Genomic DNA, 25,075 nt, shown 5'->3' with positions numbered 1-25,075 from the left:
ACGATCAATTCGATCAAGCAGGCCGGCGAGTTCGGCATCACCGAGGGCGGGCAGGCTCTGGCCGGCCTCCTGGTGTTCTCCTCCGACGTGCACTCGCTCGGCACCAAGGTCGCGCAGGGGCTGGTGCTCACCGAGCCGTTCCGCAGGCGGCCTGTCGCACCCGTCGCGATCCGGCCTCAGGCCGCGCGGCTCCCTGTGAGACGCGCCGACAGCTGTGAAGTGCCTCAATCTCGACACGCTGCGCCGTGAGATGGATGGGCCGGTCGCGCCCGTCGCCTCCGGCCTGGCAGCGACCGGCCGCGGACCTTCGAATCCATCAGGCGCTCCGTTCGCCATCGTCTTCTCAGGGCCGTCGAGTGAAGCGCGAGCGACTCAAGATCAGCGACGTGGCCGCCTCCGCTCCCGGACGCGGACTTCACGCGCCGCTCGATCAACTCGGGGCGGCCGCCACCCAGATCGACCGGCGTGCGGTCAACCTGCGCTGGCTCTGCGCCAGCTCCCTCACCGGCCTGACCGGTGCCGGCCTGATCGCGGCGGCGCTTCACGTCTCGCTGCAGGGTGACGTCTCCTTCGCGGCCATCCCCGAACGGGCGACCGTCGTGCCTCGGCCGCAGCCGAGCGAGAGCGGCGCCAACCTCGCCCGCAAGGGCGACCGGCTGGTGCGCAACCTGATGATCGCCTCGGCCAAGCAGAGTTTCCGGGCGCCCGTGACGGTCCGACTCGGGGATCGCGAGATCATCAAGGCCAAGGCGTTCGTGCGGCTCAGTACGCCCCTGTCGATGACGACCGGGGTCTATGCGGGCGAGCCGCCGCGATTCGACCCCATGAAATTCGTCTCCGATGAGCCCCTCGAGCGTGCCCCCGATGCCGCCGCCGACGCCCCCGGGGCCGAGGTCACGGTGGTCAAGCGCGACTTGGCCGACGCCGCCGTCGATGCCAGCGCCCCCGCGCTCACCGATGACGACGTCACCGCCCAGGTCGAGGAGGAGCGCCGCATTACCGCCGAGGCGGGCCGCCGGGCCGCCATCCCGATCGCGCCGCAGATCATGCTGTCACGCACCCTGCAGCAGGGCGCGGCCGGCGACGGCGACGGGGCCGCGCCGAAGGAGGCGAACCCGTTCAAGGCGATCGAGGTGCTGGTCGTCCCGGAGAACGTCACCAAGGTCGCCAAGGTCGAACTGAAGCCCAACGAGGCGCCCCTGGTGGAGGAGCGCGATCTGGCGCTCAAGCGCGGCGAGACCGTGGAGAGCGTGCTCAAGGCCACCGGATTCGCCGGCGACGAGGCGATCCGCGGAATCGTCGCGGCCCTCGGCGGTAAGGCGCGGACCGCCGCCCTCAACGAGGGCCAGCCGATGCGCGTCCAGGTCGCCCCGGGCCCCCATCCCGGCGACCCGCGTCAGGTCACCCGCGTGGTGCTGTACGGCGAGTCCGGCATCGAGGGGATCGCCGCCCTGAACGACCGGGGCGCCTTCGTCTCGGTGCCGCCCCCCGCCGAGGAGGCCCCCTCCCCCAAGCCGCAGCCCCAGGCCGAGTCCGGCGAGGACGAGGATGCCGATTCGGGCTCGGGTCCGCGCCTCTACCAGAGCCTTTACGAGACGGCTGCCCGTCACGACCTGCCGCGGGCCACCGTGGAGGACATCGTCCGGGTGTTCAGCTACGACCTCGATTTCCAGCGTCGGATCGCCAGCGGCGACGGCCTCGACGTGTTCTACACATATGACGACGAGGCCAGCGCCGACCGTCCGGACCTGCTCTACGCGGCGCTGACGCTCGGCGGCGAGACGCGCAAGGTCTACCGCTTCCAATCCCCCGACGACGGCACGATCGACTACCTCGACGACCAGGGGCGGTCGCTCAAGAAGTTCCTGCTGCGCAAGCCGATCGCCGACGGGATCATGCGTTCCGGCTTCGGCTATCGGCGCCACCCGGTCTTGGGCTACGCCAAGCTGCATACGGGTGTCGATTGGGCGAACCCGATCGGCACGCCGATCATGGCGGCGGGCAATGGCGTGGTGATCCGGTCCGAGATGACCTCGGGCTACGGCAACCGGGTCGAGGTCCAGCACGTCAATGGCTACGTCACCACGTACAATCACATGTCGCGGTTCGGCCGCGGCATCCGGGAGGGCGTGAAGGTCCGGCAGGGTCAGGTGATCGGCTATCTCGGCTCCACCGGCCTGTCGACCGGGCCTCATCTGCACTACGAAGTGATCATCAACGGCCACTTCGTCGATCCGATGAAGATCCGCGTCCCCCGGGGCCGGGAACTCGATGGCCGCCTGCTCGCTGACTTTAGGCGTCAGCGCGAGCAGATCGACGCGACCATGCAGAAGTCGAAGAGCGCCACGGCGCTGGCCCAGCGGGACGCGGTCGTGCGCTGACGGGACCCGGCCCAGCCCGGCGCGCGCCCGCGCGCCGGGCCGATCTCTCTATCGCAGCGCCAGGGCGGCGTGGTGGCCGCCACCGTGGGCGAAGTGCTCGCGGCGGCGCTCGATCGAGCTCGGGATCCGCAGGGATTCCCGGTACTTCGCCACCGTGCGGCGGGCGATGTCGACCCCCTCCCCGCGCAGCTTCTGCACCAGGGCGTCGTCGGAAAGCACGTCGTCCGGCGTTTCGCCGTCGACCAACTGCTTGATCCGGTGGCGCACCGCCTCCGAGGAATGGGCCGCCGTGCCGGCCGCCCCCGGGATCGCCGCGGTGAAGAAGTATTTCATCTCCAGGGTGCCGCGGCTGGTGCCGATCGCCTTGTTGGAGGTGACCCGCGAGACGGTCGATTCGTGCATGCCGATCGCCTCCGCCACCGTCTTGAGATTCAGCGGCCGCAGATGCGTCACGCCGTAGACGAAGAAGCCGTCCTGCTGGCGTACGATCTCCGTGGCGACCTTCAGGATCGTGCGGGCGCGCTGCTCCAGGGAGCGGGTGAGCCAGTTGGCGTTCTGGAGCGCTTCGGACAGGAAGGCCTTGTCGCCCTCGGCCTTGGCGCCGCGCACGACCCGGGCATAGTAGCTCTGGTTCACCAGGACCCGCGGCAGGGCCTCGCTGTTCAGCTCGACCAGCCAGGATCCGTCCGGTGCCGCCCGCACGAACACGTCGGGGACCAGAACCTCCACGGCGCTCGATCCGAAGGCCCGGCCGGGCTTCGGATCGAGGCGGCGGATCTCGCCGAGCATCTCGACCAGATCCTCGTCATCCACCCCGCACAGGCGGCGCAGCGCCCCGAAATCGCGCTTGGCGACGAGGTCGAGGCGCGAAACCAGAGCGCGCATCGCCGGGTCGAACCGGTCGCGGTCCCGGAGCTGGATCGCCATGCACTCGGCGAGGTCGCGGGCGGCGACCCCGGGCGGATCGAAGGTCTGCACCAGCGTGAGGATCCGCGCCACCAGGGCCGGGTCGGCGCCGAGGCGCTCGGCCACGGCCTCGACCGATTCGCGCAGGTATCCCGCCTCGTCGACCGCATCGATCAGGAACCCGCCTACCAGCCGCTCGACGGGGTCGCGGGTCGCGAGATCGAGCTGGCCCGCGAGGTGCTCCCGCAGCGAGACCTCCGCCGTGAGGGTGGCTTCAAAATCGGGGGCCTCCGCGTCGAAACTGCCGCCGGTACTGCCATAGGGGGGTGGGGTCAGCGAGAGCATGTCGCCGCCGCCGCCCTCCCGCGCCTGGGCCGGCACGTCGTCGGGGAAGACGTTGTCGAGCCGCGTGTCGAAATCGGTCTCGATCTCGCCGCGGCTCGGATTAAGCTCGGCGGACAGCCACGATTCGGATTCGGCCGCCTCGAAACCATCGCCGGCCGGGTCCTCGGCTTGGCCGGCCGGATCGGCAGCCTCATCCGTGCCGGATGGCTCGGGTTCGGCACGTTCCAAGAGGGGGTTGCGCTCCAGTTCGGCCTCGACATAGGCCGCGAGGTCGAGCTGCGAGAGTTGGAGGAGCTTGATCGCCTGCAGGAGCTGCGGCGTCATCACCAGGGCCTGGCCCTGACGCACTTCCAGCCGTTGCACCAAACTCATGGAGGCCCCGATGTCCTTCCTGCGCGGTTTGCCGGCAGCCGCCGAGGATCGGCGGCATGAATCTTGCTTAAATCGCTCTGATCTCTGTAGCCCCTTCGTCGCCGCGCGTCAAAGCGGGTCGGTGGGTTTGTCCCTGGCCATGTGACGGCGATGCGCGTCGCGTGGCGCGCCGGACAAACCGGCGGCGGGCGTGGCTAGTCTGAGGTCCGGCCTTTAAAGAAGCTTTGCGCTTGACGCGCGCGGCCGCGCGGGACTGATCCTGGCGTGCTGATTCTGCCCGGCTTGCGTGAAGCACGTTACGGGCGCTTTTCAGGGCGGATGTTGCGTGGCGCGCGCCGCACGACGCTCTCGATGCAACCTGCTCGCTTGCACCGGACCGGCATCCCCTCTGGCGCCGGATCTCGACTGGCAATCCCCCGCCGCGTGCCCGGGCCGCTCACCAGCCGCAATTGGGGACCGGGGGCTGGGATTTCGCCAGCGCCGACTTGTCGATCTGCACCATCGCCCCCCAGGCGTATTTCTGCGCGTAGGGCGTGACGTTGGTGAACAGGCAGCCGAGCTGGAAATGGGTGGCGCCCATCTCGCCCGAGAAGGCCATGCAATCGAGGAACGTCCAAGTCTTCGGTACCGGGCTCATGGAGCGCCACCGCGGCATCGCCACCGGCGCGCAGACCTTCACCGCACCGGTGCCGTCATCCGCGTTGAGGGCGTCGCCTTGCGCCTGCGCCGCCGCGGATCCGGTGGCCAAGGTGAGCGACAGCAGCGCCGCGATCGTCGGGCGCGTGAGGCGCGGACGGGGATGGGTGGCTCGGGTCATCGGGTCAGTGCATCGTCCGCCACAGGATCGCGAGGATCGCGAAGCCGATGACATTGTAGAGGATCGCCCAGAGCCAGACACCCAGGATGGCGCGGCTCGGCTTGCGCGGCCGCTGCCGGCCGAGGCGCGGGCGGTGCCGATCCTCGGGCGTCGGCCAGATCGCGTTCTTGGGTGCCTTCAGGAGGCGCGTCAGCGTCTCGGGCAGGTGCGGGCCGGGCGGGCCTTCGCCGTCCATGACGACCTCTGCGGCGGTGGACATCCCGGCCGCGGCGGCGGCCCGGGACCAGACTTCTCTAATAAGGCCGGCCCGGTCCCGGCAATGTGTCCGATCCGCCGGGGGCCTACAGGACCGTGCCCGGCGCTTCCGGATAGAGCTGGTACGCCCAGGTCTCGGAGAGCAGCCGGCCGCCGGATTTGAGCAGCAGCCGCATCTCCACCGGCTCCGGCCCCTCGGCGTAGACCTTCAGGAAGACCCGCCAGGGGCTCGGCTTGCCGTAGGGCGCCCAGGTCGCGCCGACCTCTTCGGCGCTGCCGCGCGTGAGCGTCAGCGCGACCTCGGCCTTCTCGGGATCGAGCCCGGCCAGGGCCGCGCCCTCGAATTCCAGCACGAATTGCCGCACCAGGTTGGCCCGGCCGGGGCGGCGATCCGCCTCGGCGAGCCAGGCGGCCTTTGTCGCCCGGGTGGCGACGCACCGGGCGAGATCGGTCGCGACCGGCTCCTGAACGGTCCAGCGCAGGCGGTAGGCGAAGCTGCGCTCATCCCCCGCCTTCGGCGGATCGGCCGGCACCCACATCGCACCGATGTTGTCGTCGGTCTCCTGGTGCGTCGGGATCTCCACGAGCTGGACGCTGCCCGAGCCCCAATCCCCCTGCGGCTCGACCCAGATATCGGGCCGGTTCTCCTCGAAGCCGTCGTCGATGTAGTGGTCGAAGCTCCGGTCGCGCTGGAGCAGGCCGAAGCCCTTGGGCGACCGGTCGGCGAAGGCGCTGACGCTGAGGCGCGGCGGATTGTTGAGCGGGCGCCAGATGATCTCGCCGGCCCCGGTCTGCATCAGCAGCCCGTCGGAATCGTGGACCTCTGGGCGCCAGTCGCTGGCGCGGAAGCGGCTGATCCCCTCGGAGTACCAGAGCATCGACGTGAGCGGCGCCATCCCGAACCGCTCCACGGACCGGCGCATGTAGACCGTGCAGGCGACGTCGATGACGACGTGCGGTTCCCTCCGGGCGACGAACCGGTAGACCCCGGTCAGACTCGGCCCTTCCAGCAGGGCGAGCACGGTGACCGCACCCTCCGCGGCCGGGCTGACATAGAAGCGCGTGAAGACCGGAAACTCCTCGATCCCGCCGGCCCCGGGCGCCGTGTCGATGGCGATGCCGCGGGCCGAGGCGCCGTATTGCTGCCCGTCGCCGCCAGCGCGGAAATAGGAGGCCCCCAGGAAGGCGAGCCAGTCGGCGTCGTCGCCGGGCTGCCCGGCCGGGGCCTTCTGGAACCGGAACCCGGCGAAGCCGGCGCCGTCCGGGACATCCTTGGCCGGATTGCCCGGCGGGTAGGTGAACAGGTCGTTGGCGTAGAGCACCGCGCGGGCCTGTCCGCCCTCCAGCGCGTAGACGCTCACGGGATGCCGGAACAGGTTGCCGAGGTGGAAGAAGGTCACCGGGTACGGGCTGTCGGCGAACAGGGCCCGGCCGGGCGGATAGCGGATCTCCTGCAGCGGTCCGTAGGTCAGGGCATCGAGGGCCGCAGCGCCGGGCGCTTCCGGCGGCGGCGCGTAGGGCTGGTCGCGCAGGCTGCGGGCGAGGTCCTTCAGCCGGTCGAGATCCATCGGCTCGGGCGGCCCGAGCCGCGGCCCGCCGGAGGCGGCCCGGGCGGCGCCCGGGAACGGCGTGAGGGCGAGGAGCCCGAGGGCGGTCAGGACGCGACGCGTGATCAAGGTGAGACCCCCGGGATTCGGCCAAGCTTCGCTGGCCCGCGCCGCCCTGTAGAGCCGAGCCCGAGGGCGTTGCAACACGGGACCTGACGGCCACCCGCCGCAAGCTGCAACGGGCACCCGCGCGGGAACAGCGCCGGTCCGATCCGTGTCGGCCCTGGGATCAGCTGCGCGGGCCGCAGGTGCCGGTGGCGCCGTCGCTCGCCCAGAGGTCTGCGCCGCCGCCGGGGGCGCACTGGCCGGGCAGCGCCAGCGTGATCAGCTTGGACAGGACCCGCGCCTCGTCCTCGCCATAGCCGATCTCCCCGACCATGCGCCCGGTCCTGTCGAACAGCGCCACGGTGGCCGAATGCTCCATCGTGTAGTCGCCGTCCTTCAGCGGCACGCGCCGGTAGGCGACGTGGTAGGCGTCCGCCATCCGGGCGACCTGATCCGGCGTGCCCGTGAACGCGCGGATGCGCGGATCGAACGAGGCCAGGTAGTCGCGCAGGCTGTCGGGGGTGTCGCGCTCCGGGTCCAGCGTGACGAACACCAGGTTCAGGCGGTCCGCGTCACGGCCCATCTGGCCCAGCGCCCCCGAGAGGCTGGCCAGCGTCGTCGGGCAGACGTCCGGACAATGGGTGAAGCCGAAGAACAGCGCGGTCGGCCTGCCCAGGAGATCGGCCTGGCTCACCGGACGGCCGTCGAGGTCCGCCATCGCGAAGGCACCGCCGACCCGGCGCGGATGGCTGAAGCGCGCGCCCTGCTGCAGGACGATCGCCCCCGTTCCGGCGGCGACCATGCCGACAAGGACGGCGGAGGCGATAAGGGCGATCGGGCTGGGTGCCATGCTATGACCTGCGGCGCGTCGAGGCCCGAATATGGGGCGCCCATCGACCGGCGCGAGGCCGCATCCCGATCGTGTCGTCGGACGGCTCGGTCCCGCCCCGGGGCGCAGCGAACCGGAGGCGGGTCTTGTCCGATGCCGTCGCGCCGACTGCAGCGCGCCTTCAGGAGGCCTGCGCCAGGGCCGCGATCAGGACCTGCGGCTCTTCCGCCGCTTCGGCACCGTTCAGGACCGCGTCCATCTCGGCCTTGGGCATCGCCCGCCCGAACAGGTAGCCCTGGCCGAAATGGCAGCCCTGGTCCGACAGCCAGTCCAGGCTCGCATCCGTCTCGATCCCCTCCGCGGTCGTGGTGAGGCCGAGGCTCGTGCCGAGCTTGATGATGGCATCGACCAGCTTGGCGCGTTCGTCGCTCATGGTGATCGCGTCGACGTAGCTCCGGTCGATCTTCAGCTTGTCGAACTTCAGCTTGCGCAGGTGGTACAGGCTCGAATAACCGGTGCCGAAATCGTCGAGCGCGATGCGCACGCCGAGCTGCCGGAGCGACAGGAGGGTCGCGCGGGTCGCCTCCAGATCCTGGATCAGGGCGCTCTCGGTGATCTCAACCTCGAGGCGCCGGGGCGGGAATCCGGTCTCCGTGAGGATCGCGAGGATGCGCTCGGCCAGCCACGCATCCTGGAACTGGTGGGGGGCGATGTTGACCGCCAGGATCAGGTGGGAGGGCCAGGCCCGGGCATCGAGGCAGGCCCGGCGGATCAGGTTGTAGCTGAGATCGGCGATCATCCCGGTCTCCTCGGCGACGGGGATGAATTCCGACGGGCCGATCAGGCCGCGGATCGGATGGCGCCAGCGCGCCAGCACCTCGACGCCGACGATCTCCTTCTCGGGCAGCGACACGACCGGCTGGTAATAGGGCTCGATCGCGCCCGTCTCGATCGCGACGCGGAGTTCCGCCTCGGTACGGGCCCGGGCGCGCAGCTCCTCGTCCATGGCGCTGCGGAAGAAGCGGTAATTGCCGCGCCCGTCCTTTTTGCCCTGGTACATGGCGAGATCGGCCGCGTGCAGGACCGCGTCGGAATCCGCGTGGTCCGCGGCGACGACGGCGACGCCGACCGTGGCGCCGACCTTGAGATCGTTCTGGTTCCAGCTGACCGGCACGGAGATGGCGGAGATCACCGCCTGGGCCAGGCGCATGAGGCCCTCGCTGCCGTGCTCCACAGGGACCAGCATGGCGAACTCGTCGCCGCCGAGCCGCGCCGCCACGCCGCCGGACGGCAGCAGCTGGTGGAGGCGCTCGGCCACGGCGCAGAGCACCGCGTTGCCGGCCGCATGGCTGTAGAGGTCGTTGACCGGCTTGAACCGGTCGAGGTCGATCAGCAGGACCGCCGAGGACGGCTCGGCACCGGCCGTGGCATGCGCCCGCGCGACGGCATCGATGAAGCGGCGGCGGTTGGCCAGTCCGGTCAGCCCGTCGTGCCGGGCGATCGCCTCGGCCTGCGCGGCCGCCGCGTCGCGCTCCAGCATGAGCCGGCGCAGGAGGATCGATTTGCGGATGACGGCCCCGCACAGGGCAACGCCCATGCAGGCGGCCAGCATCAGCAGGTCGTTGAGGCCGTAGGCCAAGACGAAGCCGGTCAGGGAGTCGAAGGTGCCGAGCGTGACGCCGACGAACCAGATCCCCGCGCCGATGACGAGCAGGCACAGGGTCTCGTAGAGCTCGCCGCGGCCCCACGCATTTGACGTCTCGCTCGGCATATCGTGCGTCCAGTTTTCGGTCCGTAATGGAAGCATGCCAAGTGCTAAGGCGCTGTAAATTCGACCCTCATCAAATCGTGAAGATTTAGAAATCCGAGACGTGATGTGGCGATGCTGTCCAAATATGTAGGCCGGCCGACCCCGTCATTTCGTCCCTGCAGGCCGCGGTCCGGGGTCGCCCGGCCGGGCCAGGGAGGCCAGGGCGAAGGCCATGAAGAACAGGAAGTACTGATTGACCGAGAGTTCCTCGAACATCATCGACGGGATCAGGAACAGGGCGCTGTAGGTCAGGAACGGGCCGGCTCGCGCCGGGTCCAGCAGGATCCGCACGAGACCGGCGATCAGGAGCAGCGCGGCGGCCACGCCGCTCTGGAGTGCCATGGAGACGAAGCCGTTATGCGGCGTCACGAGGCCGGTCAGCGCCCGCAGCTCCTCCCGGCGGGCGACCTCGCCGAGACCGAACGGGTAGGCGACGACGAGGCGCAGGGCGGTGATGCCCGAGAGAAACCGCTCGTCGAAGTTGCTCGTGACGTTGTTGTCCTCCGCGAAGCGGCGCTCGATCGCCTGCGCCAGGGTGTTGGGCAGCGGGAGCTCCCCCGTCAGCGACCAGGCGATCAGCACGGCGCCCAGGATCCCGAGCACGCTCAGGACCGCGGAGGCCCGGAGGTTGCGCCGCATCAGCAGGGCGAAGACCAGCAGCGGCATGAACAGGCCGGCCCTGTTGTTGGTCAGGGGAAAGCTCGCCAGCAGGGCTCCGAAATAGACGAGATAGATCGCCTTGAGCCGGTAGCGCAGGCTCAGCACCAGGGCGGCGACACCGCACAGCCCGAAGACGTGGCCGGTCTCGTTTCCGGATGCCCAGAGGCCGCCCTGCTTGTCCTCGACGAAGAGCTTCAGCTCCTCGTCGAGCCCGTCGGTCGGCACCGCGAGGCCGTAGCGTTCCAGCGACAGGCCCGAGGAGGCGAGCAGCAGGACCGCCAGGGACGCCAGGAGGCCCACGAGCAGGCCGATGCAGAAGGCGTTCTCGATGCGCCGGTCCTGGAAATGCACGAGCAGGATGAAGGCTTGCACGACGTAGAGCAGCAGCACCAGCGTCAGGTAGACGTCACCCGCCTCCTTGTGGGCCTTGAGCACGAGGGAGGCACCGATCAGCACGACGATCCCGGCGAGCGGGGCGACGTTGCGCAGGACCTCCGCGATGACGGCCCGGCGCATCCCGAGGAAGGGGATGAGGAGGAACGGCAGGAGGTCGGACAGGCGCTGGAACGGCAGGCCGAAGCTCGAGGTCAGCACGTTGAACTGCAGCGCCACCCCGAGCACGAACACGGCGGCGCGGTCGGCCCCGACCGACACAGCCGGGGCACCCACTCCGATCGGCAACGCCTGTCCCGTCATGGTCCCGATCCGTTCGAACGCCGAGGCAAGCCGCCACCGGACAAGCCGGCGTCGGACAAGCCGGCCCGGCGCCCCCCCCCCGGGCGGCCATCCTCGCGCACAAAGGTTGGCGGAGGGTGGAGATCAGGTCGTCCGGCGCAGGAAGAAGCCGAGGGCGGTGCTGACCGTGTCACGCATGAACAGCTGCGCGAGGCCGGCATAGGCCAGGATGCCGATCCCGACCGCGCCGAACAGGCCGATCCGGTCGCCCAGTGCGGCGTGGATCGGCTCCTGGACCACCAGCACGAGGCCCGCCATCGCGGCCGAGCAGGCCGTGACCGGCAGCAGCGCCCGGGCCAGGCTCCGGTTGCCGATCGGGACGAGCCGTCCGATCCCGGCGACGATCACCGGCGTGAACAGGTAGGCCCGCAGCACGTGCCCGGCGGCGAGCGCCGCGAGGCCCAGGGGCGCGGTCACCAGGGCGGCCACGGCCCCGAGGCCGAACTGGGCGCCCGCCAGCCGCAGGGCCGTCCCGTTGCGCCCCAGCGCCGTGAAGATCATCCACAGCATCGAGGTCGCGACGAATTCCGGCGCCAGAAGCGCCAGCATCCGCAGCACCGGGGCGGCCTCGTGCCACTGATCGCCGAACAGGAACGGGATCAGGGTCGGGGCGACGGCCGCCATGCCGAAGAAGGCCGGCACCGCCACGAAGGAGGAGGCCTCGGTGAAACCGTAGAAGGCGGTGGCCAGCTCCGTCGGCCGATCCTGGAGGCGGGCATAGGTGGTCAGGCCCACCGTCGTGAGCGGGATCACCGCCACCTGGCTGACGAGGTCGATGCAGCGCCAGGCGAGGCGCAGGTATCCGACATCGGCGGCCGACAGGAAGTAGGCGGCGATCACCTCCTGGCTGCGGATCGAGAGGACGAGCAGGAGGTAGGTGCAGAACACCCGCGACCCGAAGGCGATCTGGGCGCGGGCGGCGGCGAGGTCCAGGCGCCGGGCCGGCATCCACCGGGACGCCGCCCAGGTGAGCAGCGTGGTCGCGGTCGCGGCGACGAGGCGCTGCACCACGAGGCTCCAGACGCCGTAGCCGGCAAACGCCATCGCCAGGGCGACCCCGCCCCCGAGGAGGTTGGAGCCCAGGGCCCGGAGGGCGAGCTTGCGGAACCCGAAGCTCCTTTGCAGGCGGGCCTCGTGGATGGCCCCCGCGGCGGTGATCACGAAGCAGGCCGAGAGGGCGCATAGGACCGGGCGCAGTTCCGGGAGATCGAACACCCAGGCGATCGGGCCGGACAGGGCCACGAGCGCCCCGCCGCAGAGGCCGCCGGCGGCCAGCATCACCCAGAAGGCGGTGGCGGCGAAGTCCTCGTCGAGGTCGACCCGCTGAACCACCGCATCCGGCAGGCCGCAGCGCGCCACGATCTGCAGGATGTCGATGAAGACGACGGCGATCGCCACCATGCCGAACTCGGCGGGGGCGATGAGCCGGGCGAGCACGAGGAACACCCCGAAGCTCAGCACGACGTTGCCCACGGACGCGAGCGCCACCCAGCGGGCCGCGTCGAAGGAGCGGCCGGTGACCTCGGCGCCGGAGGGGAGCCCCGGGACGATCTCGGAGGCGTCCGCGGCCGCCCCGGCCTCGGTGAGCGTCGGCGTGCCGGCGGTCACGAACGGGCCGCCCGGCGCTCGGCGACGAGCTCGGCGTAGAGGTCGAGATACTTCTCGGCGACGCGCTCGGAGGTCGATTCGCGGATGACGTGCTGGAAGGCGCGCTCGTCCGGCAGGTCGGTGCGGCCGCGGGCGATCGCGGTCCGCAGGCGCTCGGCGAGGTCGGCATCGTCGCCCGGGGTGAACAGCCAGTCGGCGTTGTCCTCGCCGATCAGCTCGGGAATGCCGCCCGAGGCCGCGCCGATCACCGGTACGCCCATCGTGTAGGCCTCGTAGATCGTCCGCGGGGACGGCTCGGCCCAGAACGAGGGCACGACCAGCACGTCGATCTCGCTGAGGAAGTCGGCGGGCTTGGCCCAGCCGACGAACTCAACCGGCAGGCCCTCAGCCTGCGCCTTGAACCGCGCGATCGAATCGTCCATCGCCTGGCCGGCGACGAGGCAGCGCCAGTCGCCGGGGCCGATCCGGCGCAGGGCGTCGATCAGGGTGCCGACCCCCTTCTCGGTGTTGATCCGGCCGAGATAGCCGAAGGTCATGGGCCGGCCCGTCCGGTCGATCCGGCGCCGCGCCTCCGGGTCTCCTTCGGGGACGGTGCACGAATAAAAAATCACCCGGCGGCGCTCGGGCGCCAGATGTGCGAACAGCCCGTGGTTCACATGGGTCTTGAGGATCTCGGTGCCGACGCTGACGACCGCGTCCACCGACCGGTTGGTGATCTGCTTGGCCGCGTTGACCACCTTGCAGCCGAGGTGCCAGCGCTCACAGGGCTTGCCGTCCCGGAACATGGCGGCGTTGCCGCAGATCAGGTCGTACTCGCAGACCGTATGGACGATCGGGATCCCGCGCTTGGCCGCCTCCCGCCAGACCAGGGTCGAGACGTCCAGCAGCGAGTGGGTGTTGACGATGTCGGGGCGGAAATCGTCGAGGACGCGGCCGAATTCCGCCGCGACGGCGAAGTTCCATTGCTGCTTGAGCTTCGCCCAGGCGCGGCCGAACCGGCTCGCCTTGGGCCAGTCCTCCAGCCAGAAATCGTTGTGGTGCGCCATGCGGTAGACGGTGACGCCGCCCCGCACCGCCTTCGGCTCGGGCTCCCGGGCGATGCAGGCCGCGGCCACGGTGTGGCCCGCCGCCGCCAGCTCCTCGGCGAGGTGCTCCACCGAGCGCTCCGCGCCGCCCACGATGTAGGGAGGATAGAGGGCGCTGAGATGCAGGATCCGCAGGGGCCCGGTCGCGGCCCGCAGGGCGGCGCCGTCCACCGGCCGGTCGCGCCGTTCGGAGGCCGGGGTGGCGGACGCGACGCGGGCATAGGGCTGGGACAGGGACGGGGTCATCATGGGCGGCACTCGCTGAGCTGCGGGCGCTCCGTGGGCGCGGAGCGCGATTCGGGGCGGGCGGCGTCGCGGGCCGCCGCGTAGAGGTCGAGATAGGCGGTCGCCACGGCGTCCGGATCGGTCCCGGCGCGGATGGTGGCGGCCCGGCCGAGTCCCTCGGCGAGGCGGCCGGGCTCGGCGACGATCCGGGCCATCGCGGCCGCGAGCGCGGGGGCGTCGCCGGGGGACACGAGCCACGGTCCCGGCCCGATCTGCTCGCCGATGCCGCCGGCCGCCGTGCCGATCACCGGAACGCCGCGACCGTAGGCTTCCGCCACGGTGCGGCCGAAGGGTTCCGGCCAGATCGGCGGGACCACGAGGCAGTCGATCCCGTCGAGGAAGGCGTCGCGCCCGGCGAAGCCCGCGAAGGAGACGGGCAGCCCGTCAGCCCTGGCGCGGTAGCGGTCGAGTCCGTCCAAGGCCCGGCCAGCGATCGTGAGCTGCCAGCCCTGCGGCGGCAGCCTCCGGCAGGCGTCGAGCAGGACGTCGATGCCCTTGGACGCCTCGATCCGGCCGAGATAGCCGAAGGTCACCGGTGCCCCCGGAGCGAGCAGCCGGCGGGTCGACGGTGCGCCCGGCGCGATCGGGTTCCAGATCACCCGGCGCAGCGAAGGCGGCACCGCATCGAAGAAGCCGGCGGCGAGGTGGCGGGCCAGGATGTCCGAGCCCACGGCGGTGACGGCCGAGACCGCGCGCTGGCAGCGCCGGTGCGGCGCCGCGTAGATCCGGCACTTGAGGTGCTGGCCGGTGCAGGCCCGGCCGTCCCGCACCATCGCGCCGTTGGTGCACAGGCTGGTGAAGTCGTGCAGTGTATGCACCACCGGCACGCCGAGCCGGCGGAGCATCGGCCAGAGCGCCGGCGTCAGCTCCGAGATCGAGTGGGTGTTGACGAGATCCGGTGCGAAGTCCCGCACCGCCGCCGCCATCCGGGCGAGGGTCTGGCGGTTCCACTGGGTGGCGAGCTTGTAGCGCATCCGGTCGAGGCGCCCGCGCTGCGGCCAGTCGAGGATGTGGAACGGGGTCCCGTACCCGGTCCGATAGACGGTGACGCCGTCCTGGACGACGGGGGCTGCGGCCTGCCGGGCCGCGCAGGCGACCGCGACCGCGTGGCCGAGGTCCGCCTGCAGGCGGGCCAGCGTCTCGACCATGAGTTCGGCCCCGCCGACCTGCTCGGGCGGGTAGAGCGAGCTAAGGTGCAGGATGCGCATGCGGCACCTTTCCGGCCGGTTCCGCGCGGGCGGAATCCCGGAGCGCGTCGAGCAGCAGCGTCTCGTAGCGGCGGGCGGTCTCGGCCCAATCGTACAGGCCGGCATTGTCGCGGCCGCGGTCGATCAGCGCCGCGCGCAGGCCGGGCTCGTCCAGCAGGCGGCGCAGGCACGCGGTGAGCGCCCCGGCATCGGTGGGGTCGAAGGTCAGGGCGCCCGCGCCGGCGATCTCGGGGGTCGCCGACCGGTTCGAGCAGATCACCGGGCAGCCCAGCGCCTGCGCCTCCAGCACGGGCAGGCAGAACCCCTCCGCGAAGGACGGGACGCACAGGCACAGGGCGTTTCGATAGAGCGCCGCGAGCCGGCCCTCGCCGATCCGGGACAGGCGCGTCAGCCGGACCGGTGCGCCGCCGAGCGCTTCGGCGATCGCCTCGTCCGGATCCTCGCCGACATGGACGATGCCGATCTCCGGGCGGCCCAGCGCGGCCAGGGCCCGCGCCAGCGTCGCGAAGTTCTTGTTGTACATGGCGTTGCCCACCGCCAGCACGAAGGGTCCCGGCGGGAGTTCCGGTGCCGGATCGACCGCATCGGGGTCGATCATCGCGGCCGACGGGACGGTGTGGGTCCGGTCCCGGAGGGTCGGGTAGAAGCGCCCGAGATCGCGCCGCGTCGCCTCCGAGACGGCGATCACCCGGGCGCTGTTGGCCAGGACGAGGCGGAAGATCGGATCGGTGGTCAGCGCCTCGCGCGAGCGGCTTCGGCCGGGCATCGTGCGGAAGTAGAGATCGTGGACGACGCTGACCCGCGCCCGGCCGCCGAAGGCCGCACCGTAGGGATCGGCGTTGAGCACCACGTCGATGTTGAAGGCTCGACACAGCCGCGGGACGGTGACGGCCTGCCGCAGGACGTCCAACAGCATGATGCGCGGGCGCGGCACGGTCACGACCTCGATCCGGTCGCGGATCGCCTCGGGCAGCTGCGCGCGGGTCCAGGGCGAGCGCAGCACGACCGTGAAGGTGCCGCGCTCGATGAGGCCGGCGATCACCCGGAAGGCGACGAGGGCGACGCCCGACGGACGACCGCCGAACTGGGTCGGCATGTTCACGAGGACGCGCGGCATGGCGGCTCCGAAAGCTCCGATCGCGGTTGATGACGGCCCATCGGTCAGGGGCGGGCGGCGGCGTCGAGGATCAGCTGGGTCAGGGCGTCCCGCATCCGATCCGCGCCGTAGAGGGTCAGCGCCCGGTCCCGGGCGAGACGGGTGCGCGCCGCGACGGCGTCCGGGTCGTCGAGCAGCACGGCGAGGGCGGCGGCGAGGCGGTCGGGCCGCCGCGGCGGCACGAGGGTGCCGACCGCACCGCCGTCGAGGATCTCGGCGGCGGCGCCGGTATCGGTGGCGATCACCGGGATCCCGGCCAGCATCGCCTCGACGAGGGTCCGGCCGAACGGTTCGGGATCGACCGAGGGATGCACGACCGCGTCGACCGCCTGCATCAGCCGGGGCACGTCCGACCGCTGGCCGAGGAACAGCACCCGGTCCGCGACGCCGTGCGCCGCGGCCAGCGCGTGCAGCTGCGCCGCGTAGGCGTCCTCGCCGAACAGCGCCGCGCCCACGACGATGCAGCGCAGGCCGGGAAGGCGCGCCAGCGCCTCGATGACCACGTCCTGCCCCTTCCAGGGTGCGAGGCGGCTGAACACCCCGATGAGCGGTCCGGCCGGCAGCCCCAGTTCCGCCCGCAGGGCCGCCGGGGATCGCGGATCAACATCCAGATCGAGACCGTTCGGCACGACGCTCACGCGGGATGCACGGCCGCCGGCCCGGATGAAGGCGTCCGCCGCAGCCCGCGAGGGCACGACCACCCGGGTCGCGCACAGATTGGCCAGCCGCGCCTGTACGATCCGCTGAGCCCGGCCGAAATGCGCGCCGTCGAGGATGTCGTGCAGGTGCCAGATGATCGGCCGCCCGACCAGCCGCGCGGGCAGAGCCGACAGCAGGAAGGCCTTCTGCGAATTGGCATAGACCACGTCGCAGGTCCGCGCCGCGCGGGCGATGTCGAGGGCGAGGCCGGCGAGCCGCCCGAGCTTGGGCAGCGCCCGCAGGACCGAGGCGTCCCGGCGCAGGCCCGACAGGCCCGCCCCCGGGCGGGCGAGACGGATCTCGAGGCCGAGGCCGCGCAGGATGCCGGCGAAGGCGCCGTCCTCGAACAGGAACGCCGTCGAGCCCGCCCAGGGGGCCACGGCATCGCGCAGGACGAGCTCGGCCCCCGACATCGTCCCGGTATGAGTCACGAACAGGACGCGGGGGCGGTTCCGGGGCTCGGCCGTTCGGGCAGGGCCAAGCGGCGCAGGTTCGGCGAGCATGCCGACGGACAGGGCCTCGGTCATCGCGCGTCACCGGCGTGGCGGGGCTCCGGAAGCCGCATCACATCGTAGGTCGGCTGGCGTCCCGCCCGGACCATCGTCATGGCGATCCCCAGCACGACGCCCCCGGCGCGGCGGAGGTTGCCCACCGTCTCGACGATGTCCGACAGCTGCGAGCGGCCGTAGCGCGCGCAGCAGAGCACGCCGTCCGCGTGGCGGGCGAGCATCGAGGCGTCCATCAGCACGCTGGTCGGCGGGGAATCCAGGAGGACGAGGTCGTAGCGGCGGGTCCAGCGTAGGAACTCGACCATGCGCTCGCTCATCAGCAGGTCGGTGGATTCCGAGGTCGGCGTGCCGGCCGGGATCACGTCGAACCGGCCGGCCGAGACGACGGCCTCGGCGGGGGCGATCTCGCCCCGCAGCACGCCCACGAGGCCCGGCCCGCGCCCGAGTCCGAGCGAGGCATCGAAGTTCGGTCGGCGCAGGTCGCACTCGATCACCAGAACCCGGCGCCCGCTCGCGGCGCCGATGCCGGCCAGGGCGAAGGCGGTGAACGACTTGCCCTCGCGGGGTTTCGACGAGGTCACCAGGATGACCCGGGACTCGCCCCCGCCCGCCAGGACGAGGTGCGCGTGCAGATTGCGCAGCACGGTCTGCATCACCGGATCGACCCGGGCCCGTGCCAGGGCCTCGGGGAGGTCGAGGTCCCTCCGACGGTCGGAGAGGCGGCCCATCAGCCCGCGGGGTTCCAGACGGGGGAGCTGGGCGAAGACCGGGGCGCCGGTGCCGGCCATGAGCTGCCCCGGGGTCCGGACCCGCTGGTCGGTGTAGTCGCGCAGCAGGGCCGCCGCCGCCGCCAGCACGCCGGCGAGCACGATGCCCCCCGCCAGGAACGGCACGGCCTTGGGCGAGAACGGCTCCTGCGGCAGTTCCGCCAGGCTGACCAGCCGGGTGCTGCCGGTGAGGATGCGCCGCTCGGTCTCCAGCTCGCCGGCACGCTTCACGAGGTCGGCGTAGCGGGTCCGCTGGATCTCAGCGTTGCGCACCATCCCCTCGATCGAGGCCTCGTCGTCCATGGCGGCCGCGGCCTCGGTCTTGGCATTGTCCAATTGGGTGCGCAGCGCCTGGGCCAGCGCGTTCGAGGCGTCGTAGGACTTGCGCAGCCCCTGGGTGACGTTCCTGACCTCTTGATCGATGCGCTCGCGCAGGCTTGCCCGCTCGGTCGTCAGGGCCCGGATGGCCGGGTGGTTCGCGCCCAGGAGGGTACTCTGGTTGGCGAGCTGCGCGGCGACGCCGCTCAGTTGCTGCTTGAGGGCCCCGATCGTGGGACTGGCCAGGACGGCCGGCGCGGTCTCGGCGCCGCGCGCGCCCCGGCTCTCGATCTCGCCCAGACGCGCGGCGGCGTCGGCCTTGGCGGCCTCGGCGGCGGAGAGTTGCTGGCTGATGCTGGTCAGACGCTCGGCGCTGATCGGCGCGTTCGTGCCCTTCACCAGGCCCTTGCGGCGCCGGAACGTCTGGATCCGGGTCTCGTCCGCGCGGATCGAGGCGTCGAGCTGGTTGATCTCGGTGTGCAGCCAGTCTGAGGCGGCCTTGCGGCTCGAGGCCTGGGCTTCGCGCTGGTCGTCCAGGAAAGCCTCGATCAGGGCGTTGGTCATCGTCTGCGCGGTCTCGGGCAGGGGCGACCGGTAGCCGATGGTGATGATCCGGGAGCGGCCGGAGCTGAGGACGCTGTAGCGCTTCTGCAGGTACTCGACCAAGGCGTTGCGGTCGCTCGTGAGCTTCGTGCAGGCGGCGTCCTTCTTCTCGGAGATGGGCCCCGGCCGCCCGCCGCCGGCGGCGTAGCGGCACTCCGCCAGGACGGGGGCGGCAAGGCCGGCATCGATCGCAAGCCGCAGGAGCCGCGGCGAACGGATCACAAGGATCTGGCTCTCGATGTCGGCCGGGTCGCCGATCTTCTGGATCCAGGCCATGGAGGCGTTGTGGGCGCCCGGCTCGGCCTCCGCCACGATCACCGAGCCGGTCGCCACGTATTGCGGCGTGATGTTCATCAGCGCGGCGATCGCGAGACCCATGACCAGGGCGAAGACCGTCGCGAACAGGTAGCGGCGGCGCCAGATCCGGAAGAGCGGCGCGGCGAGCGATGCGCCCCGCGGCTGCTCAGGCGCGACCGCGCGCACCGGGGTCCGGTCGGCCAGATCGACGGTGACGAGCGACATGGACATCGGTCTCAGCCCACTGCTTCGAGGCGCGGGAGGGTGCGTGTCCGGGGCTCGCAGGCCGCCCGGTGCAGGGCCATCTGCTCATCGACGAAGCGGGAGAACCGGCTCCGGAACAGCTCGGCCGAGAACAGGTCGGCCTGCGCCCGGCAGGCCTCGCGGGTGAAATGGTGTTCCTGCTGCATGAAGCCGTGCACGCAGGCCGCGATCGCCTCCGGATCGGGCGTGTCGAAGAACATGCCGGTCCGCTGCGGGCCGCGCGTCTGGACCGTCTCGCGCACACCGCCGCGGCCGAGGGCGAGGACCGGGGTGCCCTCCGAGGAGGCCTCGACCACGATGATGCCGAAATCCTCCTCCGCGGCGAAGATGAAGGCGCGGGCGGTGGCCATGAGCTGGCGCAGTCCCTCGTCGGAGACGAAGCCCACGAACGAGACGTTGGGCCCGGCGATCTCCCGCAGCCGGGCGGCATCGGGGCCGCTGCCGGCCACCACGAGGTGGAGATCCGGCAGCAGCGCGAAGGCGCGGACCACCGCCTCCACGTTCTTGTAGGGAACGAGCCGGCTCGCCACGAGGAAGTGGTTGCCCCGCGGGCCATCGAAGCGCTGGCTCGACAGGGTGATCGGCGGATGGATCACCTCGGCGGTGCGGCCGTAGACCTTCTGGATGCGCCGCGCGACGAACGCGGAGTTGGCCACGATCGCGTTCGGCCCGGAGGCCGTGCGCACGTCCCAGAGGCGCATGCGGTGCAGGATGAGGCGGGCGACCAGGCTCTTGACGCCCGCGTCACAGCCGCTCTCGCGCAGGTAGGTGTGCTGCAGGTCCCAGGCGTAGCGCATCGGCGAATGCACATATGAGACGTGCAACTGATCGGGCCCGGTCAGCACCCCTTTGGCCACGGCGTAGCTGCTGGAGATGATCAGGTCGTAGGCCGACAGGTCGAACTGCTCGATCGCGATCGGCATCAGCGGCAGGTAGGCCCGGTGCCGCGTGCGCGCGAAGGGCAGGCGCTGGATGAAGCTGGTCCGGGCGTTCTCGTAGCCGATCCGCGTCCGGTCCGCCGCCGGCAGGAAGTCGAACAGCGTGAAGACGTCCGCGTCCGGGTAGAGCTTCAGCAACTGCTCCAGGACGCGCTCGGCCCCTCCGACGACGTACAGCCAGTCGTGAACAATCGCGACACGCATCACAGCTACCTCGTCGACGCGCCGCGGCCGGGAGAAAGAGTTTCCGCCGGCCGACCTCACAGGAAACGGTGAGCAGAGGCACAGACCGGACCCTAGATGGGACATCGCCTTTAAAAAAGGAGTGAATACGGGAGCCGCCGCGGAAATTAGTGCTTATGCGGGCGACCGTGATCGGTAACAGACTTAATTTTCATTTGTAAGTATGGTTAATATATTGGTTGGGCCGCATCCGTCGGTGGTGGTCTCATCGGCCGGACGCGGGCACAGGACAGCATCGCCCGGCAGGACAGCAACGGCCCTGCCCCATCGTGTGCGGGCCAGCGCCGTCACGCTTCGCGTTCGGGATCATCGCATGGTCGGCGCGTGTGGCGGTCCAGGACGGCCACGTGCCCGCCCTCCCCCCATCCACGGCCGCTGATCCCCGCCGTGAATCGCGTATGCGCAGTCGGATGTCGGGATCGCCGTTACGGCGTCAGGGCGCTCGGCAACGGTGCGGGGAGCGGGCGGCGGTCGAAGCGCCGCCGGAGGGCCGCGTTCATCGGGGCTTCCACGCGCCGGTACAGCACCTCCCCGACCGCCGCGGAAGCGGCGAAGGCCAGCAGGAAGATCAGCACGGCCCGTACGCCGCCTGCGACCGGGAGAACAGCCGCGACCTTGGAGGCGGCGTGGAGCAGCAGGTTGTGGACCAGATAGAACGAGTAGCTGGCGTTCCCCTGGGACAGCAGCCAGCGGGAGCGCAGGGTGATGCCCCCCCGCTCCAGCAGCAGCATCGCGCCGACGATCAGGCTGGCGGCGGAGCCCCAGACCAGGGGGCGGACGAACCCCGTCAATTCGGGCTGCGCGCCGAGGGCGTAGGCGCCGGCCTGGCCGCCGAGGACGAGCAGTCCGGCCATCACGACGGCGGTGCCGGCCACGCGCCGGACCGGGAAGCCGGCCGGCGGAGCGCCGAAGCGCAAATACATATAGCCGAGGCCGATGCCCGCGGCGAATTCGAGCACGATCGGCTTCGTGTAATAGGCCCAGTACAGTCCGGGAACCGGCAGCTGCCCCAGCAGGCTCAGGCCGAGGAAGATCGCGACCGCCGCGAGGGCGCGCATGGCCCGGGTCGGCACCAGCAGCAGCCCGGCGAAGACCGCGTAGAAGAACATCTCGTAATTGAGCGTCCAGCCCACGGAATTCAGCGGCTCGACGTAGCCGCCCCGTGAGAACGGCAGGAACAGCAGCGACTGGAGCAGGTATTCCGGCCGGACTTCCATGATGCCGATCGGCCTCAGGCCCGCCAGCGCCATGAGGGCGAGACCCAGGGTGACGAGCCAGTAGACCGGAATGACGCGCGCGGCCCGCCGCACCAGGAAGGCGCCGATCCCCTCGCCTCGGTCCCGGCGCGACGCGCCCGCCTGCGCCGGCCCCCCCTCCCCTCGGGCGGAACGCGCGCCTGTGCTCACGAACATGATGAAGCCGGACAGGACGAAGAAGACGTCGACGCCGGCCGCGCCGAAGGCGAGGAAATCCGGCCGCGGCAGGACCGGTCCCGCGTAGAGGCCGAAATGCGTCAGGAAGACGAGGTAGGCCGCGAGGGCACGCAGGATCTGGAGATTGTAGAGCATGGCGCGCCGGCTAGCCGCGGGAGGTCGCCCGCCGGGGTGGGGCGAGGACGTGCCACCATGCCGGAACCGGCTCCGCCGAGTCACGGAGACTCGCGATTCGTGCTGAATAAGCTGCCCAGGCCCGGCCCGACACGGGGATCGGAACAGTGTTGTCCACATGTCCGGGCTGAAACACGCGTCAATATGCGATGGAAAGTCATTATAAAGGCGCCGACGTCCATTATAGCCAAACCGGTGCAGTCCGGTTGCTCATGGCCACGCTTCCCAGCTTCGCGCTGCGCATCGTGTGATTGTTTACTATTAATCAATAGAATATTTGACGCCCAGCGGGGCGGATCAATAAAGTGCCGCGCACTGAATTAAGGAGTTCCCCCTTGAACATCTCCCAAGACATCCGTGAGATCCTGGGCTCGAACGAAGCCTTCGCGGGGAAGTCCGATCAGCTCTCCGACGACGCAAGCCTGTTCGACATGGGCCTCGACTCGTTCGGCTCGGTCCAGCTGATGCTGGCGCTCGAGGAGCGCTTCAACATCGAGTTCCCCGACGAGCTCCTTAACCGCAAGTCCTTCTCGTCGATCCGCGCGATCAGCGAAGCGGTGTCCACCCTGGTCCGGCAGGAAGCCGCATGAGCACCCTGGCCGCGCGTGCAGAGCGGGCGGCGGCGGTGGCGGCGCGCCACGCCGATGCCGTCGACCGCGAGGGCCGCTTCCCCGCGGAAGCGGTCGCCGCCCTGAAGGACGAGCGCCTTCTGGGCCTTCAGATCCCGGGACAGTTCGGCGGCGAGGGCGCCGGGCTTGTGCAGATCGCCGAGGTCTGCAGCACGCTCGGCCATGCCTGCAGCGCGGCCGCGATGGTCTTCGCCATGCACCACATCAAGGTGTCGAGCCTCGTGACCCACGGGCTCGACAGCGCGTGGCACTGCCGGCTGATGGAGCGGATCGCCCGCGAGCAGCTGCTCGTCGCCTCCTCGACCACCGAGGCCGGCATCGGCGGCGACCTGCGCAACTCCCTCTGCGCGGTCGAGACGACCGGCGAGACCTTCTCGCTGGGCAAGGACGCCTCCGTGATCTCCTACGGCGCCCAGGCCGACCTGATCCTCGCCACCGCCCGGCGCCACCCGGAGGCCGCGACCTCCGACCAGGTGCTGGTCGCGCTTATGGCCGATCAGATCTCGCTCGACCGCACCAGCCAGTGGGACACGCTCGGCATGCGCGGCACCTGCAGCGACGGCTTCCGGCTGGAGGCCCGCGGCGTGCCGGTCGAGCAGATCCTGCCCAAACCCTTCGCCGAGATCGCCGCCGTCTCGATGCTGGCCTCGTCGCACCTGCTGTGGAGCAGCGTCTGGTACGGCATCGCCACCTACGCGGTCGACCGCGCCCGGGCCTTCGTCCAGGCCGAGGCGCGCCGCGCCCCCGGCAAGGTGCCGCCCACGGCGTTGCGGCTCGCCGAGGTCGTCAACGCCCATCAGGCCATGCGCGGCACCGTCGTGTCGGCCCTGCGCCGGTTCGAGGACGCGCACGGCGATGCCGACACGATCGGGTCTCTGGGCTTCAGCGTGATGCTCAACAACCTGAAGGTCACCGTCTCGGACATGGCGGTCGACATCGTGCGGCGCGCCCTCTCGATCGTCGGGCTCTCCGGCTACAAGAACGACACCCCCTACAGCCTCGGCCGATCCCTGCGCGACGTCCTCTCGGCGCCGCTGATGATCGGCAACGACCGCATCCTCGCCAACACCGCCAAGCTCCTGCTCGTGCAGAAGGGCAGCGGCCAGCTCATGAGCGCGTGATGGAATCGATCTCTTCTCCCCAGGGCGACCTCATCCTCGACGAGGAGCCGGAGGGCGGCCCGACCTTCCTCGACCGGCTGTTCGACCACGGCCTGCTGATCCGCACCGGCGTCGACGGCCTCTATGGCCGCAGCGGCGCCTTCGAGAGCGTGGTCGAGGCCCTCGACCGCCTAATCTCGCGCCTCGGCGCCGCCGACGACGCCGAGGTGATGCGCTTCCCGCCCGGCATGAGCCGGCCGGCCTTCGAGCGCAGCGGCTATCTCAAGGGCTTTCCGAACCTCGCCGGCACGATCCACAGCTTCTGCGGCGACGGCGCCGGCCACGCCGAGATCCTGGCCTGCGTCGAGGAGGGCCGCGACTGGACCGGGCAGCAGGAAGCCACCGACGTCGTCCTGACGCCGGCCGCCTGCTACCCGCTCTATCCGGTGGCCGCCGCCCGGGGGGCGCTGCCCGCCGAAGGGCGCCTGTTCGACCTGCAATCCTACTGCTTCCGGCGCGAGCCCTCGCTGGAGCCGACCCGGATGCAGCTGTTCCGGATGCGCGAATACGTGCGCATGGGCAGCCCGGAGCAGGTGCTGGCCTTCCGCGAATCCTGGCTGGAGCGCGGCACCGCGATGATGCGTGATCTCGGCCTGCCGGTCGCCATCGACGCCGCCAACGACCCGTTCTTCGGGCGGGCCGGCCGGATGCTCGCCAACAACCAGCGGGCGCAGGGCCTCAAGTTCGAGCTGAACGTGCCGGTCAACAGCGTCGAGAAGCCGACCGCCTGCCTGAGCTTCAACTACCACCAGGACCATTTCGGCAGCACCTGGGAGCTGCGCCAGGCGGACGGGGGCGTCGCCCACACCGCCTGCGTCGGCTTCGGCCTGGAGCGGATCACCCTGGCGCTCCTGAAGCATCACGGTCTCGACCTCGCCGCATGGCCCGATTCCGTGCGCACCGCGCTCTGGGGCTGAGCGGTGACCGCCGCGTTGCG

At 70.9% G+C, this 25,075-nt stretch carries 20 protein-coding genes; 5 read left to right on the top strand and 15 right to left on the bottom strand.

Annotation, left to right across the window (positions count from 1 at the left end):
- Positions 1–249 (top strand): ABC transporter substrate-binding protein (locus MKK69_RS19950; protein WP_409564846.1); only part of this gene is annotated, 249 nt, incomplete at its 5' end.
- A 107-nt stretch (positions 250–356) separates the two neighbouring features.
- Positions 357–2,381, top strand: coding sequence for a M23 family metallopeptidase (locus MKK69_RS19945; RefSeq protein ID WP_243970695.1), 2,025 nt, complete (start codon positions 357–359; stop codon positions 2,379–2,381).
- 48 nt (positions 2,382–2,429) lie between these two features.
- Here MKK69_RS19945 and rpoN read toward each other — a convergent pair whose 3' ends face one another.
- The 15 genes from rpoN to MKK69_RS19870 form a co-directional block, all read right to left on the bottom strand.
- Complete coding sequence (gene rpoN / locus MKK69_RS19940) at positions 2,430–4,004, bottom strand: RNA polymerase factor sigma-54 (RefSeq protein WP_243970693.1); 1,575 nt, start codon at positions 4,002–4,004, stop codon at positions 2,430–2,432.
- Between the two features lie 436 nt (positions 4,005–4,440).
- Positions 4,441–4,821 carry a hypothetical protein gene (locus MKK69_RS19935; RefSeq protein ID WP_243970691.1) on the bottom strand — a complete coding sequence of 127 codons (381 nt, stop codon included), beginning with the start codon at positions 4,819–4,821 and terminating at the stop codon, positions 4,441–4,443.
- Between the two features lie 4 nt (positions 4,822–4,825).
- Complete coding sequence (locus MKK69_RS19930; RefSeq protein ID WP_243970689.1) at positions 4,826–5,080, bottom strand: hypothetical protein; 255 nt, start codon at positions 5,078–5,080, stop codon at positions 4,826–4,828.
- A gap of 82 nt (positions 5,081–5,162) precedes the next feature.
- Positions 5,163–6,752, bottom strand: coding sequence for a glucan biosynthesis protein (locus MKK69_RS19925; RefSeq protein ID WP_243970687.1), 1,590 nt, complete (start codon positions 6,750–6,752; stop codon positions 5,163–5,165).
- Between the two features lie 160 nt (positions 6,753–6,912).
- On the bottom strand, positions 6,913–7,578 hold the full coding sequence (locus tag MKK69_RS19920; RefSeq protein WP_243970686.1) for an SCO family protein: 666 nt from the start codon (positions 7,576–7,578) through the stop codon (positions 6,913–6,915).
- A 160-nt stretch (positions 7,579–7,738) separates the two neighbouring features.
- Positions 7,739–9,328: a putative bifunctional diguanylate cyclase/phosphodiesterase gene (locus tag MKK69_RS19915; RefSeq protein WP_243970684.1), complete on the bottom strand. Its 1,590-nt coding sequence runs from the start codon at positions 9,326–9,328 to the stop codon at positions 7,739–7,741.
- Positions 9,329–9,472: 144 nt separating this feature from the next.
- Positions 9,473–10,723: a hypothetical protein gene (locus MKK69_RS19910; protein ID WP_243970682.1), complete on the bottom strand. Its 1,251-nt coding sequence runs from the start codon at positions 10,721–10,723 to the stop codon at positions 9,473–9,475.
- Positions 10,724–10,846: 123 nt separating this feature from the next.
- Positions 10,847–12,370, bottom strand: a complete 1,524-nt coding sequence (locus MKK69_RS19905) for a lipopolysaccharide biosynthesis protein (RefSeq protein ID WP_243970680.1) — start codon at positions 12,368–12,370, stop codon at positions 10,847–10,849.
- Entirely contained in the window at positions 12,367–13,590 is a 1,224-nt protein-coding gene (locus MKK69_RS19900) for a glycosyltransferase family 4 protein (protein WP_313900872.1), read from the bottom strand. Before MKK69_RS19900 ends, MKK69_RS19905 begins: the two co-directional genes overlap by 4 nt.
- Before the next feature lie 110 nt (positions 13,591–13,700).
- A complete protein-coding gene (locus MKK69_RS19895; protein WP_243970676.1) occupies positions 13,701–14,948 on the bottom strand; it encodes a glycosyltransferase family 4 protein in 1,248 nt (415 codons plus the stop codon).
- On the bottom strand, positions 14,929–16,065 hold the full coding sequence (locus MKK69_RS19890; protein ID WP_243970674.1) for a glycosyltransferase family 4 protein: 1,137 nt from the start codon (positions 16,063–16,065) through the stop codon (positions 14,929–14,931). Before MKK69_RS19890 ends, MKK69_RS19895 begins: the two co-directional genes overlap by 20 nt.
- Before the next feature lie 44 nt (positions 16,066–16,109).
- Positions 16,110–17,306, bottom strand: coding sequence for a glycosyltransferase (locus MKK69_RS19885; protein ID WP_243970699.1), 1,197 nt, complete (start codon positions 17,304–17,306; stop codon positions 16,110–16,112).
- A gap of 20 nt (positions 17,307–17,326) precedes the next feature.
- The gene (locus MKK69_RS19880; RefSeq protein ID WP_243970673.1) at positions 17,327–19,522 is read right to left on the bottom strand and encodes a GumC family protein; all 2,196 of its coding nucleotides are present in this window, start codon (positions 19,520–19,522) and stop codon (positions 17,327–17,329) included.
- Between the two features lie 11 nt (positions 19,523–19,533).
- Positions 19,534–20,703 carry a glycosyltransferase gene (locus MKK69_RS19875; RefSeq protein ID WP_243970671.1) on the bottom strand — a complete coding sequence of 390 codons (1,170 nt, stop codon included), beginning with the start codon at positions 20,701–20,703 and terminating at the stop codon, positions 19,534–19,536.
- A gap of 464 nt (positions 20,704–21,167) precedes the next feature.
- Positions 21,168–22,310, bottom strand: a complete 1,143-nt coding sequence (locus tag MKK69_RS19870; protein ID WP_243970669.1) for an acyltransferase family protein — start codon at positions 22,308–22,310, stop codon at positions 21,168–21,170.
- A 374-nt stretch (positions 22,311–22,684) separates the two neighbouring features.
- Between MKK69_RS19870 and MKK69_RS19865 the strand changes: the two genes are divergently transcribed.
- From MKK69_RS19865 to MKK69_RS19855, 3 genes are read left to right on the top strand one after another with little or no spacing between them, the layout of a single operon-like run.
- Complete coding sequence (locus MKK69_RS19865) at positions 22,685–22,939, top strand: acyl carrier protein (RefSeq protein ID WP_243970667.1); 255 nt, start codon at positions 22,685–22,687, stop codon at positions 22,937–22,939.
- Entirely contained in the window at positions 22,936–24,099 is a 1,164-nt protein-coding gene (locus tag MKK69_RS19860; RefSeq protein WP_243970665.1) for an acyl-CoA dehydrogenase family protein, read from the top strand. Before MKK69_RS19865 ends, MKK69_RS19860 begins: the two co-directional genes overlap by 4 nt.
- Complete coding sequence (locus tag MKK69_RS19855) at positions 24,099–25,055, top strand: amino acid--[acyl-carrier-protein] ligase (RefSeq protein ID WP_243970663.1); 957 nt, start codon at positions 24,099–24,101, stop codon at positions 25,053–25,055. The genes MKK69_RS19860 and MKK69_RS19855 overlap by 1 nt, the downstream gene beginning before the upstream one ends.
- Positions 25,056–25,075 lie beyond the last annotated feature (20 nt).

The organism is Methylobacterium sp. J-026 (genome assembly GCF_022829585.1).
In the GTDB taxonomy this organism is placed as follows: domain Bacteria; phylum Pseudomonadota; class Alphaproteobacteria; order Rhizobiales; family Beijerinckiaceae; genus Methylobacterium.
Note: the sequence above shows the minus strand (reverse complement) of the source record. Positions and strands in the feature narration are given on the sequence as shown.

Excerpts from the sequence above, each read along its gene's own strand:
- MKK69_RS19875 (WP_243970671.1), bottom strand. The coding sequence starts at position 20,703 with ATGCGTGTCGCGATTGTTCACGACTGGCTGTACGTCGTCGGAGGGGCC.
- MKK69_RS19895 (WP_243970676.1), bottom strand. The coding sequence starts at position 14,948 with ATGCGCATCCTGCACCTTAGCTCGCTCTACCCGCCCGAGCAGGTCGGC.
- MKK69_RS19930 (WP_243970689.1), bottom strand. The coding sequence starts at position 5,080 with ATGTCCACCGCCGCAGAGGTCGTCATGGACGGCGAAGGCCCGCCCGGC.
- MKK69_RS19890 (WP_243970674.1), bottom strand. The coding sequence starts at position 16,065 with ATGCCGCGCGTCCTCGTGAACATGCCGACCCAGTTCGGCGGTCGTCCG.
- MKK69_RS19855 (WP_243970663.1), top strand. The coding sequence starts at position 24,099 with ATGGAATCGATCTCTTCTCCCCAGGGCGACCTCATCCTCGACGAGGAG.
- MKK69_RS19935 (WP_243970691.1), bottom strand. The coding sequence starts at position 4,821 with ATGACCCGAGCCACCCATCCCCGTCCGCGCCTCACGCGCCCGACGATC.
- MKK69_RS19885 (WP_243970699.1), bottom strand. The coding sequence starts at position 17,306 with ATGCTCGCCGAACCTGCGCCGCTTGGCCCTGCCCGAACGGCCGAGCCC.
- MKK69_RS19880 (WP_243970673.1), bottom strand. The coding sequence starts at position 19,522 with ATGTCGCTCGTCACCGTCGATCTGGCCGACCGGACCCCGGTGCGCGCG.
- MKK69_RS19860 (WP_243970665.1), top strand. The coding sequence starts at position 22,936 with ATGAGCACCCTGGCCGCGCGTGCAGAGCGGGCGGCGGCGGTGGCGGCG.
- MKK69_RS19920 (WP_243970686.1), bottom strand. The coding sequence starts at position 7,578 with ATGGCACCCAGCCCGATCGCCCTTATCGCCTCCGCCGTCCTTGTCGGC.
- rpoN (WP_243970693.1), bottom strand. The coding sequence starts at position 4,004 with ATGAGTTTGGTGCAACGGCTGGAAGTGCGTCAGGGCCAGGCCCTGGTG.
- MKK69_RS19870 (WP_243970669.1), bottom strand. The coding sequence starts at position 22,310 with ATGCTCTACAATCTCCAGATCCTGCGTGCCCTCGCGGCCTACCTCGTC.
- MKK69_RS19910 (WP_243970682.1), bottom strand. The coding sequence starts at position 10,723 with ATGACGGGACAGGCGTTGCCGATCGGAGTGGGTGCCCCGGCTGTGTCG.
- MKK69_RS19915 (WP_243970684.1), bottom strand. The coding sequence starts at position 9,328 with ATGCCGAGCGAGACGTCAAATGCGTGGGGCCGCGGCGAGCTCTACGAG.